Origin of the sequence: Caballeronia grimmiae (genome assembly GCF_022879615.1) — a bacterium.
GTDB classification, from domain to species: domain Bacteria; phylum Pseudomonadota; class Gammaproteobacteria; order Burkholderiales; family Burkholderiaceae; genus Caballeronia; species Caballeronia grimmiae.
Genome location: NZ_CP084274.1, coordinates 545439 through 560223 on the forward strand (window position 1 = coordinate 545439; position 14785 = coordinate 560223).

Consider the following 14785-nt stretch of genomic DNA (forward strand, 5'->3'; position numbering starts at 1 on the left):
ATCAACGTCCGTCGTCGTCCCTGTCCCGCGAACGCAGGACGGACAGGTCGATCGCGTTCGCCATCGCAACATAACCCGCGTCGTTCGGATGCAGATGATCGCCGCTATCGTATTGAGTCTGCATCGAGGTCGGTTGCGCCGGATCGCGAATCACGGCATCGAAGTCCACGACCGCATCGAACGCGTGGCTATTGCGAATCCAGGCGTTGACGGCCTGCCGCACGGATTCCTTCTGCGCCGTGTAATACCCCACGTTGGGCGTGCCCTGCAGCGCATTGCGGAACGGCGTGAGCGTGCCGCCCATGATCCGTATGCCCCGCAAATGCGTGCGCGCGATGATCTGCTTATAGCCATCGATGATGTCTTCCGCGGTGGCCTGCGGCGCCGACGGATCGAGCGCCGTGCCGGGCCAGCCGATATCGTTGATGCCTTCCAGCATGATTACCCACTTGACGCCTTGCTGGCTCAGCACGTCGCGGTCATAGCGTGCGAGCGCGCTGATGCCCGCGCCATCGCTCAGCACGCGATTCCCGCTGATGGCTTCGTTGAGAATTGCCGTGCCGTGGTGCGACTGCCCGTTGTTCAGCCGTTGCGAGAGATTGTCCGGCCAGCGGCGATTGGCGTCGACGGTCGACGCGTAGCCGTCGGTGATGGAATCGCCGAACGCGACGATGGCATCCGTACGCCCGCGCGTGTTGACGAGCACGCCCGACAGATAAAAGCGGTTCGTGTAAGTCTTGGGCGAGGGCTGATCAGGCGAGGCGGTGTTGTCGCCGCTCGATACATACGCGTTCTGCACCGCAAGCTGGTGAACGGTCTCCAGCTTCGTCGCCTGTGGCAGGAACAGGCTGATCGCCAGATTCGCGAACGGACCCACGGTGATATCGAGAGGATCACTGAGTATCGGTGCACCGGCGTAAAGCGTGACCGATGTCTTCCCTCCGAAGGTCAGCGTCCTGTCCGTGTTCGGATAGATCTTCGATCCACCCGCCGAAACCGCGATATGCACGGGACCGACCGTGACCGGCGACAGACCGAATTCATTCGTGAGCCGCACGCGCACCTGATTGCCGCCAACGCTCGTATGCACGATTTGTCGAATGGTCGTGGCAGCGTTGAAGTTCTGCGGTGTCGTGATGTTGTTGTTGCGGTCGGCGCTTGCAGTCCATGTCGACAGCCAGCCATCGCTCGGATCGCGGTCGCCTCGATCATGGGAGAAGGAGGCGGGCGCGGCCAGCATTGTCGCTATCGCAAATAGCGGCACGACGGCGCGAGCCAGCAGCCTCGTTAGTGAACGGTTTTGCATTCTTGCTCTCCAGACTCGTAGTTGGCCGCGCCGGGAATCGGTCGGACACCGAATGAAAATATGGTGGACGCGCTTATATCCGAAAAGATCGTTTACCCGTATGTGCTTGCATCACTCACAGAGGGCGGCAAATCCGTCTCATGCAGATGCGCATCGAACCGAAACGTGATGCGGACGCGTGCCTATGAAAGGCTTGTAATCATCTGCGTTGATTGCAGCCAGCGACGTACATGCTAGGGGATTACACCGTCCCTAGGGCAAGTCCTAGCCTCCATATAACCGGCCATTACCCGGCACATTTTTCCGCCCCTACACTTGGCATTAAGGAGGAACGACCCATGTCGAAACTGATTCACACGATGATCCGCGTGCGGGACCTGGACAAGTCGCTGCGCTTCTATCAGGCCGCGCTCGAACTGCGCGTTGTGCATCGGCTGGATTTTCCGGACTTCACGCTGGCGTACCTGCGTAACGATGAAAGCGCGAGCGAACTCGAACTCACCTGGAACAAAGGCCGCACGGAGCCGTACACGCACGGCGACGGGTACGGCCATGTCGCGGTAAGCGTCGCCGATGCGAAAGCGGAACGCGACCGATTGATTGGTCTCGGCATGGGGCCACTCGACCTGAAGGAATTCAAGGGCGACGATGGTCAGCTCATCGCGCGCTTCTTTTTCATCCTGGACCCGGACGGATACAAGATCGAAGTGCTCGAGCGTCACGGGCATTACGAATAAGCGCTAAAAGCAGACGCCAATACATAAGCTGGAGCGGTACCCCACAAGGAGAGAGACATGCGAGACACGATCATCCCGATCGTCGCGCCGGCTCGCGCGCACGACGGTCAGCACAGTCATGCCGAGTTACCCGCGTCGCCAAGGATCGCACTGACGCGACGCGAATTTCTGCGCGGCTCGGGGGTCCTCATGGGGACGCTCGCTTTCACGTCGATATTCGCCGGCCTCGCGCCGAGCCGTGTCTGGGCGCTCGAGCTTCAGGGACTCGATACGCATCAGGGCGAAGTGCTGCTCGCGTTCACGAAACAGGTATTTCCGCACAAGACGCTCGACGATGCCGTCTACGCCCTCGCCGTCAAGGACCTCGATGCGAAGGCCAAGGCCGATCCTCTGGTGAGACAGCAGATGGTCGACGGCATCGCCAGGCTCGATGCAACCGCCGGTTCTTACTGGAGCAAGCGCGCGCCCGATCAGCAGGCGAAAGACGTCGCCGCGCTCGCCGGCACGCCGTTCTTCGAGACGATCCGCACCACGGCCGTCGTCTCGCTCTATAGCAACGCGATGGCCTATGCGCACTTCGGATACGGCGCAGCACAGGGCGACGGCGGCTATCTGTATCAAGGCTTCAATAATCTGTCATGGCTGCCCGATCCGCCCACTGGGGACAGCGGTCCGATCCCGAAAGACGGTTGAGGCGCAGACCTCGCGGCACCGAACGGAACGGACAACAGATTACGGAGACAGCCATGTACGCAGAGAACAAAGCGCAGTTCAGACACAACGACGATCATGTCGTCGTGGTCATCGGATCGGGAGCGGGCGGCGGCACACTTGCCAACGAACTCGCGCAGAAGGGCATCGACGTGGTCGTGCTCGAAGCAGGTGCGATGCATACGCAAGGCGACTTTTCGACGGAAGAGTGGAACGCATTCAAGCAGCTCTCGTGGCTCGACAAGCGCACGACATCGGGTTCGTGGCGCGTCGCGAAAGACTTCCCGAATCTGCCCGCGTGGATCTGCAAGACGGTCGGCGGCACGACCGTGCACTGGGCGGGCGCGAGCCTGCGCATTCAGCCCTACGAATTCAAGGCAAGGACGACATACGGCGATGTCAAGGACGCCAACCTGCTCGACTGGCCTCTGACGCGCGCCGAACTCGACCCGTACTACGATCGTGCCGAGAAGAAGATGGGCGTCACGCGCACTAACGGCTTGCCGGGTCTGCCCAGCAACAACAACTTCAAGGTGATGTCGGCCGGCGCGATGAAGGTCGGCTACAAGGAATGCAACACGGGCCACATGGCGATCAACAGCACCGTCCGCGATGATCGCACGCACTGCTTTCAACGCGGGTTCTGCTTTCAGGGCTGCCGGATGGGCGCGAAGTGGTCGACGCTGTACACCGAGATTCCGCACGCGCAGACGACAGGCCACATGGAGCTGCGTCCGCAATCGCACGTCGTGAAGATCGAGCACGATGCGCGCGGCAAGGCGACGGGCGTCGTCTATTTCGACAAGGACGGCAAGATTCAGCGGCAGAAGGCGCGCATCGTCGCGGTGGCCGGCAATTCCATCGAAACGCCGCGTCTGTTGCTCAATTCGAATTCAAGCAAGTTCCCCGATGGCCTCGCTAACGGTTCGGGCCAGGTGGGCCGCAACTACATGCGCCATACGACAGGCTCGGTCTACGGCGTGTTCAACGACAAGGTCGAGATGTTCAAGGGAACGACGATGGCGGGCATCATCGAAGACGAGGCTAAGTTCGAGCCGAAACGGGGCTTCGCGGGCGGTTATCACATGGAGACGGTCTCACTCGGCCTGCCGTTCTATGCTGCGTTCGTCGATCCTGGCGCATGGGGCCCGAGCTTCGCGCAGGTGATGGACGAGTACGCGTACACGGCGGGCATGTGGATCGTCGGCGAGGACATGCCGCGAGAAAGCAACCGCATCACACTGAACAGCGAGGTAAAGGATCAGTACGGCATGCCGGTGCCGAATGTGCACTTCGACGATCACCCAAACGACGAAGCGATGCGCGATCACGCATACAAGCAGGGTAGCGCCGTGTATGAGGCGGCGGGTGCGAAAGCGACGTACATCGTGCCGCCGTATCCGTCGACCCACAATCTGGGCACGGCGCGCATGAGCGCAAAGGCGGAAGACGGTGTATGCAATTCGCACGGCCAGGCGCACGAAGTGGCGAATCTGTTCATCTCCGATGGCAGTCAGTTCACCACCGGGGCGGCCGAGAACCCGACGCTCACCATTGTTACGCTCGCGATCCGGCAGGCGGATTACATCGCGCAGCAGATGCAGGCGCGGCGCGTGTAGTTCCGGCTTGCTCCGGATTGCGCCCGATTGTGACGAGTCGCATGTTGCGCTAGCTTTGCCAATCAATGCCGGGTCCGCGCGGGTCCGGCTCCTGACTGCACGGAGAAGACGCCATGTGTAGGGTTTATATCAACGCGGACCCGATCCTTTATGAATCGCGCACCCGTTCGCTGCGGATTCACGGCGTGATCACCACGGTCCGTCTCGAGAACCTGTTCTGGGACGTCCTGCACGAAATTGCCGGACTGGAGAACCTCACGACGAGTCAGTTCGCTGCGAAGCTCTACGACGAGCTCGTCGCATTGCGTGGCGAGATGCCGACGAACTTCGCATCGTTTCTACGCGTGTGCTGTCTGCGTTATCTGTCGATGCGTGAAGCAAAAAAGCCTGTCGCGAAGCCGGATGCACGTGTCGCTTCGGCTTCGTCGATTTCCTTCGGTGATTCCAGCCTGCACGTTCTCAAGGCTGGATGATTCTCTTTTCCGCAGTCGATCAGCGGAACGCATCTTGCTAGCTCCGCATGAGCCTCATGTCCGGCTTCCCCGGTTGACGAGGCCCATGAGAGGGGATGACGAGATGCGCATCGACAGGTCTTTCACGTTTCCCGCCGCCCGATACCGCATCGGACGCGTGTGCCGCGCATCGATGTTCGCGTTGCTTGCAGCGTGGGTTTCGCTGTCGAGCGCGGCCACCAATGACAGCGCCGAGAAGTTCCTCGCCGATGCGCTCCAGGATGGACGCGCGGAGATACAAACCTGCGAGCTTGCGTTGAAATCGTCGCATGAACCGGCGGTGCAGGCATTCGCGAAGCGCATGATTCAGGACCATCAGGCGATGAACGACAAGATCGTCGCGCTCGCAAAACAGAAGGGTTACCGCTTGCCCGACGAACTCACGCTCACTCAGCGCGCAACTTATACCGCGCTCAAGCCGTTGAGCGGCCATGCGTTCGACAGCCTGTTCATGAAGCACAATCTCTCCGACCACGAGTCCGATATCAAGCTGTTCAGCGACCAGGCGATCCATGCGAGCGATGAGGACGTCAGGGCGCTCGCCGGCGATGGACTGGCGACCTTGCGCGAGCATCTCCAGCTTGCGAGACAGACCGACGCGGCGTTGAAGAAGTAGGCAGTTCTCGCGACGAATGAACCTTGGGCCGGAAACGCGCGGTTCCGGATGGATCTTCAACACGAGACGTGCGGATGACGACGATTGTCCTGATTGTGTCGACGGTTGTAGTGACGCTCATCGCCGTGCTGCTGGTGGCGAACCTCACGAGCGGCGAAAAGAAGATCGAGCACAAGATCGAGCGCCTTTATGCCAGCGACGATCCGCAGTTCATCCGCTCGATGGGCCTGTTGCTCGGGCCGCCCGTCGTCGACGGCAATCGCTTCAACGTGCTCGTTAATGGCGACGAAATCTTTCCGTCGATGCTCGATGGCATCCGTTCGGCGCGGCACACGATCACGCTGGAAACATTCATCTACTGGAAGGGCGCGATAGGCGAGGACATTGCGCGTGCGCTTGCCGACAAGGCGCGCGCTGGCATCGCGGTGCACGTGCTGCTCGACTGGGTCGGATCGTCGAAGATGGACAAGCGCTATCTCGACACGTTGCGCGAAGCGGGCGCCGAGGTGGTCAAGTATCACAAGCCGCACTGGACGGGTCTTGGCCGCATGAACGACCGCACGCACCGCAAGCTGCTCGTCATCGACGGACACATCGGTTTCACGGGCGGCGTGGGTATTGCGGATGAATGGACCGGGCACGCGCAGGACGAGAAGCACTGGCGCGACACGCACTATCGCATCGAGGGTCCGGCGGTCGGTCAAATGCAGGCGGTCTTCATGGACAACTGGGTAAAGGCGACAGGCAACGTCCTGCACGGCCCGAAGTACTTTCCGCAGATCGAAGCGGCCGGCGATGGCCTCGCACACATGTTCAGCAGTTCGCCTTCAGGCGGCAGCGACGACATGCAATTGATGTATCTGATGGCGATCACCGCCGCAACGCGCTCCATTCACTTGTCGAGCGCCTATTTCGTGCCGGACAAACTAACCATCAACGCGATCGTCGAAGCGGCGAAGCGCGGGGTGAAGGTACGCATCATCACGCCGGGCAAGCGTATCGACACGCATACGGTGCGTGAGGCTTCGCGGGCGTGCTGGGGCGATCTGCTTGCCGCGGGCGTGGAGATGCACGAGTATCAGCCGACGATGTTCCATTGCAAGGTGATCGTGGTCGACGAGTATCTGGTCTCGGTCGGTTCGACGAACTTCGATAGCAGGTCGTTCAAGCTGAACGACGAGGCGAACCTCAACATCTATGACCGTGATTTCGCCCGGCAACAGCGGGAGATTTTCGACAGCGACGTCGCAAAGTCGAAGCGCATTACGCTCGACGAGTGGCGGCGGCGTCCATTACTCGAGAAGTTGCTGGACCGTGCCGTTGCACTGTTCGATCCGCAGTTCTGACGGTGCGTCGAGGGCGCGTCGGCGCGGCAGATTCAGCGCCCGCGCTCGCTTACCTTGTTCAAGCTACGCCGCGCCAGCACGCTGATGAAAAGCGTGCCGCTGACGAGCGCCGCGAGATACACGCCGGCCATCATCCATTCGAATTCGTTCACGGTCATTCTCCTTTCGACTCAGCCGCGGTATGAGTGCCGCGGCAGGTGATTACGCGATTGCAACCAGGTCTTGCCTGGATTAACGGCAGGCGCGCGCAGAGGTTTAGCGGCTGATGGCAAGAACGACACGATTCGCGTTCTTCGCCGGCTGTATCGCCGGTCGAGCGACGGATGCGCACGAGCGTTCGACGAGGCGATTTATGCGCTGTCAGCGCACGGGTTCAATGGACTGTCACTGCGAGAACGGAGCCGCGAATCATGGCTTCCTTTGCTCGTTGATTCGGCAGACAGGCTTTCACGGAGAGCAGACCCGGCGTCCTCGCTTCAGGCAAGGACAGAAGGATCGAAGCGATTGCAGCAACCGTGTCAAGTGGCGAGATAAGGCACGCAGTGTCATCATCCTGCCTATCTATGAAGATAGTTAGTATGTCTATCGTAATTGCGCGCACAGATCCCTAAGGCACCAACGCGTTTCGGGTCGGCGCATGGTCTTTGAAGATCCGAATGGACAGCACCCGGGCGCGGCGCGTCACGTCGAACGCGCATGCCGATATTCATATCGGCCTGCGGCAACCCTTCTAACATCATGCAGCCTGCGCAGTGACGACGGCGCGCAATGCGCTGCGGTCCTGACGCGGACTTGCATTGAAGCGCGCGCGATACGTCCGCGAGAAATGCGAAGGCGACTCGAAGCCGCATGCGACACAGACCGCAAGTATCGACATGTCGGTTTGCTGCAGCAGTTCGCGGGCGCGCGTCAGACGCAGGCCGAGATAAAAATGCGTCGGCGTATCCTTCAGCGCCGCGCAGAAGAGACGTTCGAGCTGACGCCGTGTGACGCCGATCGACTCAGCGAGTGCATCCGGCGAAAGCGGCTCCTCCATGTGCTGCTCCATCACGCCGATGACCTGTATCAGCTTGCGACTGTGGATGCCGTAACGCGCCGCGATCTTCATGCGCTGATGGTCGCTGCGCTGCCGAATGCGCCCGAGCACGAACTGCTCCGACACCTGCGCGGCGAGTTCGGCGCCGTGATCGCGTGCAATGATATCCAGCATCAGATCGATGGACGCCGTGCCGCCCGCGCACGTGATGCGTCGCGCGTCGATCTCGAACAACTCCTGGCTCGTTTCTATCGACGGGTACCGTTCCGAGAACGCAGCGAGCGCCTCCCAATGCAGCGTCGTGCGCTTGCCCGCGAGCAGGCCCGCCTCGGCCAGAATGAAGCTGCCGGTATCGATGCCGCCGAGCGTCGCGCCCGCGCGATCCAGCCGGCGCAACCAGTCGCCGATGCCGCGCGTGTATCGTGCAAGCGGCTCGAATCCCGATACGACGATGACCATGCGCGCATCGGCAGTATCGTCGATGGAAGCATCCGCATTGAGCGAGATGCCGTTGCTCGCGACGACCGGCCCGCCATCGACCGACACGATGCGCCAGCGGTATAGCTCGCCACGAAACCGATTCGCGACGCGCAGCGGTTCTATTGCCGACATGAAGCCGATCGACGAGAACTGCGGCAAAACGAGAAAGTGAAAGTCTTGAGGGGCGGACATCGAATGATTGGGCACCAGGCGGCGATCCATCACGCTAACAAGCGCAAAAACCGGGCGCAATCGGGCGTGTCCCTGAAAACCGTGACGTCGCTGGCAGTCAACTCGCAGTCGCAATCGGACGTTTGGGTGTTTTAATGCGGCGGTACTTTCTACTCACGTTCTCCAGACGGACACTTCTCCATGAAACATCGCCTGCTCTCGATCCTCGTCGCCTCCGCCTGCGCGGCGAACGTCGCTTGCGCCTTTGCTGCCGACGACGCGTCATGCCGCACCGTGCGCTTCGTCGATATCGGCTGGACCGATATCACCTCGACGACCGCGCTTGCGTCCGTCCTGTTCGAAGGGCTCGGCTATACGCCTCGCACGACGGTGGCGTCGGTGCCCATATCGCTGGCGGGCCTGAAGAGCAAGCAGATCGACGTCTCGCTCGGCTACTGGTGGCCGGTGCAGGAAACTGCGGTGCAGCCTTTCCTGGATGCGAAAAGCATCGACAAGATCGAACCGCCCAATCTCTCGGGCGCGAAGGCAACGCTCGCCGTGCCGGGTTATGCATACGACGCGGGCATCAAGACGTTTGCGGACATCGCCAAGCACAGGGACGAACTCGAAGGCAAGATCTACGGCATCGAGCCGGGCAGCAGCGCCAACGCCAAGATTCAGAAGATGATCGACACCAATCAGTTCGGTCTCGGCGGTTTCAAGCTGGTGCAATCGAGCGAGGCGGGCATGCTGGTGACGGTCGAGCGCGCCATTCGCGAGAAAAAGCCTGTGGTGTTTCTCGCCTGGGAGCCGCATCCGATGAACATCCAGATGAAGATCAACTATCTGTCCGGCGGCGATGACGTATTCGGTCCCAACTATGGCGAAGCCCGTGTCTATACGCTGACCAACACGGATTTCCTGACGCGCTGTCCGAACGCAGGCAAGCTCGTCAAAAACTTGCGTTTCACGACCGACCTCGAGAACCGCCTGATGCAGCCGGTGATGAACAAGGAGCGTCCCGCCGAAGCCGCCAAAGCGTATCTCAAGAAAAATCCGCAACTGCTCGATTCATGGCTTGCGGGCGTGAAGACCGTCGATGGAAAAGACGGGCTGCCCGCCGTCAAGCAGTACCTCGGGCTCTGAATGGCTGGCCGGTGACGCGTTCACCGGCTTTTATGAACGATTAGGCATCCATATCGACCATGAACTACGACGTCATCGTAACGTGTGCAGTAACCGGGGCGGGCGACACCACGTCCCGGCATCCCGCGATTCCCGTCACGCCGAAGCAGATCGCCGATGCGGCCATCGAAGCGGCGCGCGCCGGCGCGACGGTGGCGCATTGCCATGTGCGCGATCCGCGCACCGGTCGCGGCAGCCGCGATCCCGCGCTGTATCGCGAAGTCGTGGACCGCATCCGTTCGTCGGATGTGGATGTCGTCATCAATCTGACGGCCGGCATGGGCGGCGACCTCGAGATCGGTCCGGGAGAAGAACCGATGCGCTTCGGCAGAGGCACCGATCTCGTCGGCGGTCTCACGCGTCTTGCTCACGTCGAAGAACTGCTGCCTGAAATCTGCACGCTCGATTGCGGCACGCTCAATTTCGGCGATGGAGACTACATTTACGTGTCGACACCCGCGCAGTTGCGAGCGGGCGCGAAGCGCATACAGGAACTCGGCGTGCGGCCCGAACTGGAGATATTCGACACCGGCCATCTATGGTTTGCGAACCAGCTGCTCAAGGAAGGACTGCTCGATGCGCCGCCGCTCTTTCAGCTTTGCATGGGCATTCCGTGGGGTGCGCCGCCGGACACGGGCACGTTGAAGGCCATGGTCGACAACTTGCCGCCCGACGCGCATTGGGCGGGCTTTGGCATCGGCAAGATGCAGATGCCGATGGTCGCGCAGGCGATGCTGCTCGGCGGCCACGTGCGCGTCGGACTGGAAGACAACCTGTGGCTCGATCGCGGCGTGCATGCGAGCAACGGAACGCTGGTGCAGCGAGCGATCGAGATCATCGAACGGCTGGGTGGCCGCGCGCTCACGCCGGCCGAGGGGCGCAAGAAACTGGGCTTGCCGCCGCGCGGCGAGCGTCCGCTGGAGAAGCGTGCAGTCGAACAATTTGCCTGAGCGTCGAAGGGGAAACACATGCAAGTCAAGAAATTTGCCGCGCTTGGCGCCGGAGTCATCGGCAGCGGATGGGTCGCTCGCGCGCTCGCGCATGGTCTCGACGTGACCGTGTGGGACCCGGCTCCGGACGCCGAGGCGGTCGTCCGCGCGAACGTCGCGAATGCGTGGCCTGCGCTGGAACGCGTCGGACTGGCGCCGGGCGCATCGCAGGAACGGCTGCGCGTGGTGGATACGGTCGAGGCATGCGTCGCCGATGCGGATTTCATCCAGGAAAGCGCGCCGGAACGGGAAGAACTCAAGCTCGCGCTGCATGAGCGCGTGAGCCGCGCAGCGAAGCCTGACGCCATCATTGCATCATCGACATCGGGACTTTTGCCGAGCGACTTCTATGCGAGTGCGGTTCATCCCGAGCGATGCATCGTCGGACATCCGTTCAATCCGGTCTATCTGCTGCCGCTGGTCGAAGTGCTTGGCGGCGGGCGGACGTCGGAAGAATCGATCGATGCCGCCATGACGTTCTATTCGTCCATCGGCATGCGGCCGCTGCGCGTGCGCGCGGAAGTGCCCGGATTCATCGCCGACAGACTGCTCGAAGCGTTGTGGCGCGAGGCGCTTCATCTCGTGAACGAGGGCGTCGCGACGACCGGCGAAATCGACGACGCCATACGCTACGGCGCAGGCATCCGCTGGTCGTTCATGGGCACGTTTCTGACCTATACGCTTGCAGGCGGCGAGGCGGGCATGCGGCATTTCATGCAGCAGTTCGGACCGGCGCTCGAACTGCCGTGGACGAAGCTGGTTGCACCGAAGCTGACCGATGAACTCATCGATCGCGTCGTGGACGGCACCGCCAAGCAGACGAACGGGCGCAGCATCAAGGATCTGGAACGGTATCGCGACGACTGCATCACGAGCGTCGTCGAGGCGATTGCGCAAGCAAAGGCGCGTCACGGCATCGAGGACTGAAAGATGATCTATCGCGACACGGTCAGGCCCGAATGGGTCGACTACAACGGCCACTTGCGCGATGCGTTCTACATGCTGATCTACAGCCTCGCGACCGATGCCTTCATGGACGGCATCGGTCTCGGCGATGATGCGCGACGCACGCGGCACCGCACGTTGTACACGCTGGAGGCGCATATCAGCTATTTGCGCGAACTGAAGGAAGGCGCGGCCGTGCGTGTCGATGCCCGCGTCATCGCGCATGACGCGAAGCGCATCCACCTGTATCTGCAGATGTTCGAAGGACAGGGCGTCGATCCGGTCTGCGTGTGCGAGCAGATGCTGATTCATATCGACACCAGCGGCGCGCCCAGGTCCGCTGCGTTCGACGAAGACATCGCCGCGAACATCGCCGATCGGGCGACGATTGCAGCGGCGGATGCCAGTCATGCGGGACGGGTGATTGGCTTGCCGGTGAGTCGGCGTTAGTCAACAGCGGCGAGCGCGGTCAGATGGCCTCGGTGTGGTAGCTGATCTCACGCTTGGCGGCTGTCAAGACGCGGATCGGCTTTCCGTCCATCCAGGCCCCGATATTCTGCACCGACTCGCCGTAATAGAGGTGATACGAACTCTCGGTCACGTAGCCGATGTGCGACGTGCCAATCACATTGCCGAGCGACCTCAAAGCGTGTTCCGCCGGCAACGGCTCCATGTCGAAAACATCGAGCGCAGCGCCCGCAATGCGCTTCTCCTTTAGCGCTTCGATCAGCGCGGGTTCATCGACGATGGGCCCGCGCGCCGTATTCACCAGCAGCGCATGCGTTTTCATCTGCGCAAGTTCCTTTGCGCCGATCAGCCCGCGTGTCCGGTCCGACAAGCGAACATGAATGGAGACGATGTCACTCGACGAAAGCAATTCGTCCTTGCTGACGTATTGCGCTCCGTGCCCGGCGGCCGCCTGCACGGTCATGTTCTGGCTCCATGCGATCACCCTCATGCCGAAGGCGCGGGCGACGCGCGCAGTGGCGCTTCCCGTGTAGCCAAGTCCGAGCAGACCGATCGTCTTGCCGTGAAGATCGCTGCCGACGGAGACTTGCCAGCCGCCGCTTTTGAACGAATCGACCTCTCGCGGGATGTGGCGCATTGCGGCGAGGATCAGCGCCCAAGTCATCTCCGCCGCAGCCGTCGGTGAGGACGCGGTGCCGCAAACGGTGATGTTCAGCTCATCGGCGGCCTCGATATCGATGGCGGCATTCCACGGCCCCGTGCTCGCGATCAGCTTCAGGTTCTTGAGCCGCGACAAGACGCTTCTCGTGAACCAGGTGCGTTCCCGCATGACGCACAGAATGTCGAAGGGCTGCAGGCGTTCGATGAGTGCTTCCTCATCGCTGATGTGATCGTTGAAGATCGTCACTTCGGCGCGATCCTTCAGGCTGTTCCAATCTCCGAAGCGGAGCGCCGCATTTTGATAGTCGTCGAGGACTGCGATTTTTTGCATGGTGAGCCGGGTGTGTGCGGACTGAGAAAAGAATGGACGGCCCGCGCAACGCGTTGTGGCGGGCGTGACGATGACTCATGCGTTCGCCGCTTTCTGTGGCCTGAAGCCCAGCAGCATCACGAAGATACCGAGCACCAGAATCGCTGTCATGACGTACAGCCCGCTGACGAGCGTGCCTGTCGCCGTCTTGAGCCATCCGATGACGAACGGACTGCAAAATCCACTCAGGAGCCCGATGCAATTCACGAACGCTATGCTCGTCGCAGCGGCGGGCGAGCCATGCAGGTAATCCGCGGCGAGCGACCAGATAAGCACGTTCGTCGCGAATATGCCGACCGAGGCCACGCTCAGCAACGCGACGGTCAACGCAGGCGAATGGTTCGGATGCGACACGAGCAGCAATGCAATCGCACCGATAGCGCCCGCGATGGCTGCGTGCCAGCGGCGTTCGAGCATGCGATCGGAACTGCGGCTGATCGCGACCATGCCGACCGCCCCCAGCGCATAAGGGATCGCCGCAAGCCAGCCGAGCAGTGAAAGGTCCGAGAGGCCGGAGTCCTTCAATACGGTCGGGAGCCAGAACGTCACCGAATAGGTGCCGCAGACGAAGGCGAAGTCGATGAACGCCAGCATGTACACCTTGCGATCCGACAGCGCCTCCGCGAGTCTGCTATGGCCGCGTTGATTGGTCCTGCGCTTGCGCTCCGTTTCAACTAGAAAGCCATGCCGCAAGACTTCCTTTTGCGCTTGTGTCAGCCACTTGGCCTTGTCGATGTTGTCGTCCAGCAGGAAGAGCGTGACAAGGCCCAGCAGCACCGCAGGCAATGCTTCGACGATGTACAGCCATTGCCATCCGGCGAGGTTGCCGACATGAGCGAGCTTCGTCATCGCCCATCCCGAGACCGGCCCGCCTACCAGACCCGCCACCGGAAATCCCACCATGAAGCACGCGATGATCACGCCGCGCCGGCTTTCGGGAAACCATGAACTGAGATAGAAGATGACGCCCGGAAAGAAGCCCGCCTCGAAGACGCCGAGAAGCAATCGCACGATATAGAACTGCGTGACATTGCTCACAAACGCCGTACACGCACCGACGATTCCCCAGCAAATCATGATGCGCGCAATGGTCTTCTTCGCGCCCATGCGCTTGAGAAGCATGGCGCTGGGCACTTCGAGCAGACAGTAGGAGAGAAAGAAGATGCCCGCTCCGAGGCCGTAGACGCTGTCGCTGAAACCCAGCGCGTCCTGCATCTGGAGTTTGGCGAATCCTACATTGATGCGGTCGAGAAATGCGACGACGTAGCATACGAACAGCAGCGGCACGATACGCAGCGTCACTCTGAGATAAAGCGCGCGCTCCTCGGCGCTGGATGTGGAAATCGACGACAGGGAATGACTCGACGCTGGTTCTGATTCCAGTGCGGTTGGTTGCACGCGTGTCTCCTTCGCTTCAGTTGTCTAGTGGCGATTCAACATGTCCGTTTCTGTTTTCATGTAACTAACGACTGACTCCTAACCGCACGACATACGACGCATTCGGCAATGCGTCGATGCGAGCGTGCAAGCAGTGTAGGTTGCAGCAATTGCCGCACGTAATGAATCGTTTCGATCAGGTGAGACGCGGCGGTTATATCGGTGCTAACCAGTAGATGTGTGGAACGGGAAGTCGC

14 protein-coding genes are annotated in these 14785 nt (G+C 61.1%); 10 read left to right on the forward strand and 4 right to left on the reverse strand.

The window, feature by feature from the left end; all coding sequences use genetic code 11:
• Position 1 precedes the first annotated feature (1 nt).
• A complete protein-coding gene (locus LDZ21_RS25805) occupies positions 2 to 1306 on the reverse strand; it encodes an SGNH/GDSL hydrolase family protein (protein ID WP_244796954.1) in 1305 nt (434 codons plus the stop codon).
• A gap of 338 nt (positions 1307 to 1644) precedes the next feature.
• Between LDZ21_RS25805 and LDZ21_RS25810 the strand changes: the two genes are divergently transcribed.
• The 6 genes from LDZ21_RS25810 to cls all read left to right on the forward strand — a co-directional run bounded on the left by LDZ21_RS25810 (position 1645) and on the right by cls (position 6847).
• Positions 1645 to 2043, forward strand: a complete 399-nt coding sequence (locus LDZ21_RS25810) for a VOC family protein (protein ID WP_244796955.1) — start codon at positions 1645 to 1647, stop codon at positions 2041 to 2043.
• 57 nt (positions 2044 to 2100) lie between these two features.
• Positions 2101 to 2736, forward strand: a complete 636-nt coding sequence (locus LDZ21_RS25815) for a twin-arginine translocation signal domain-containing protein (protein ID WP_244796956.1) — start codon at positions 2101 to 2103, stop codon at positions 2734 to 2736.
• Positions 2737 to 2789: 53 nt separating this feature from the next.
• Positions 2790 to 4373 (forward strand): GMC family oxidoreductase, encoded by a 1584-nt coding sequence (locus LDZ21_RS25820; protein WP_244796957.1) that lies wholly within the window; start codon positions 2790 to 2792, stop codon positions 4371 to 4373.
• Between the two features lie 113 nt (positions 4374 to 4486).
• Positions 4487 to 4846: a ribbon-helix-helix domain-containing protein gene (locus tag LDZ21_RS25825; protein ID WP_244796958.1), complete on the forward strand. Its 360-nt coding sequence runs from the start codon at positions 4487 to 4489 to the stop codon at positions 4844 to 4846.
• Positions 4847 to 4931: 85 nt separating this feature from the next.
• Positions 4932 to 5501, forward strand: a complete 570-nt coding sequence (locus LDZ21_RS25830) for a DUF4142 domain-containing protein (RefSeq protein WP_244796959.1) — start codon at positions 4932 to 4934, stop codon at positions 5499 to 5501.
• Positions 5502 to 5575: 74 nt separating this feature from the next.
• Positions 5576 to 6847 carry a cardiolipin synthase gene (gene cls, locus LDZ21_RS25835; RefSeq protein WP_244796960.1) on the forward strand — a complete coding sequence of 424 codons (1272 nt, stop codon included), beginning with the start codon at positions 5576 to 5578 and terminating at the stop codon, positions 6845 to 6847.
• A gap of 736 nt (positions 6848 to 7583) precedes the next feature.
• On the opposite strand, the gene LDZ21_RS25840 is transcribed toward cls, so the two are convergent.
• A complete protein-coding gene (locus tag LDZ21_RS25840; RefSeq protein ID WP_244796961.1) occupies positions 7584 to 8555 on the reverse strand; it encodes a GlxA family transcriptional regulator in 972 nt (323 codons plus the stop codon).
• A 180-nt stretch (positions 8556 to 8735) separates the two neighbouring features.
• On the opposite strand from LDZ21_RS25840, the gene LDZ21_RS25845 reads away from it, so the two are divergent.
• Genes LDZ21_RS25845 through LDZ21_RS25860 form a run of 4 tightly spaced genes read left to right on the forward strand, consistent with a single transcriptional unit; the run spans position 8736 to position 12103 of the window.
• Complete coding sequence (locus LDZ21_RS25845) at positions 8736 to 9680, forward strand: choline ABC transporter substrate-binding protein (RefSeq protein ID WP_244796962.1); 945 nt, start codon at positions 8736 to 8738, stop codon at positions 9678 to 9680.
• Between the two features lie 59 nt (positions 9681 to 9739).
• A complete protein-coding gene (gene cdhC / locus LDZ21_RS25850) occupies positions 9740 to 10669 on the forward strand; it encodes a 3-dehydrocarnitine:acetyl-CoA trimethylamine transferase CdhC (RefSeq protein ID WP_244796963.1) in 930 nt (309 codons plus the stop codon).
• 18 nt (positions 10670 to 10687) lie between these two features.
• On the forward strand, positions 10688 to 11635 hold the full coding sequence (locus LDZ21_RS25855; RefSeq protein ID WP_244796964.1) for an L-carnitine dehydrogenase: 948 nt from the start codon (positions 10688 to 10690) through the stop codon (positions 11633 to 11635).
• A gap of 3 nt (positions 11636 to 11638) precedes the next feature.
• Entirely contained in the window at positions 11639 to 12103 is a 465-nt protein-coding gene (locus tag LDZ21_RS25860) for a thioesterase family protein (protein ID WP_244796965.1), read from the forward strand.
• Positions 12104 to 12122: 19 nt separating this feature from the next.
• On the opposite strand, the gene LDZ21_RS25865 is transcribed toward LDZ21_RS25860, so the two are convergent.
• The gene (locus tag LDZ21_RS25865) at positions 12123 to 13112 is read right to left on the reverse strand and encodes a D-2-hydroxyacid dehydrogenase family protein (RefSeq protein WP_244796966.1); all 990 of its coding nucleotides are present in this window, start codon (positions 13110 to 13112) and stop codon (positions 12123 to 12125) included.
• A gap of 75 nt (positions 13113 to 13187) precedes the next feature.
• The gene (locus LDZ21_RS25870; RefSeq protein ID WP_244796967.1) at positions 13188 to 14549 is read right to left on the reverse strand and encodes an MFS transporter; all 1362 of its coding nucleotides are present in this window, start codon (positions 14547 to 14549) and stop codon (positions 13188 to 13190) included.
• Between the last annotated feature and the right edge of the window lie 236 nt (positions 14550 to 14785).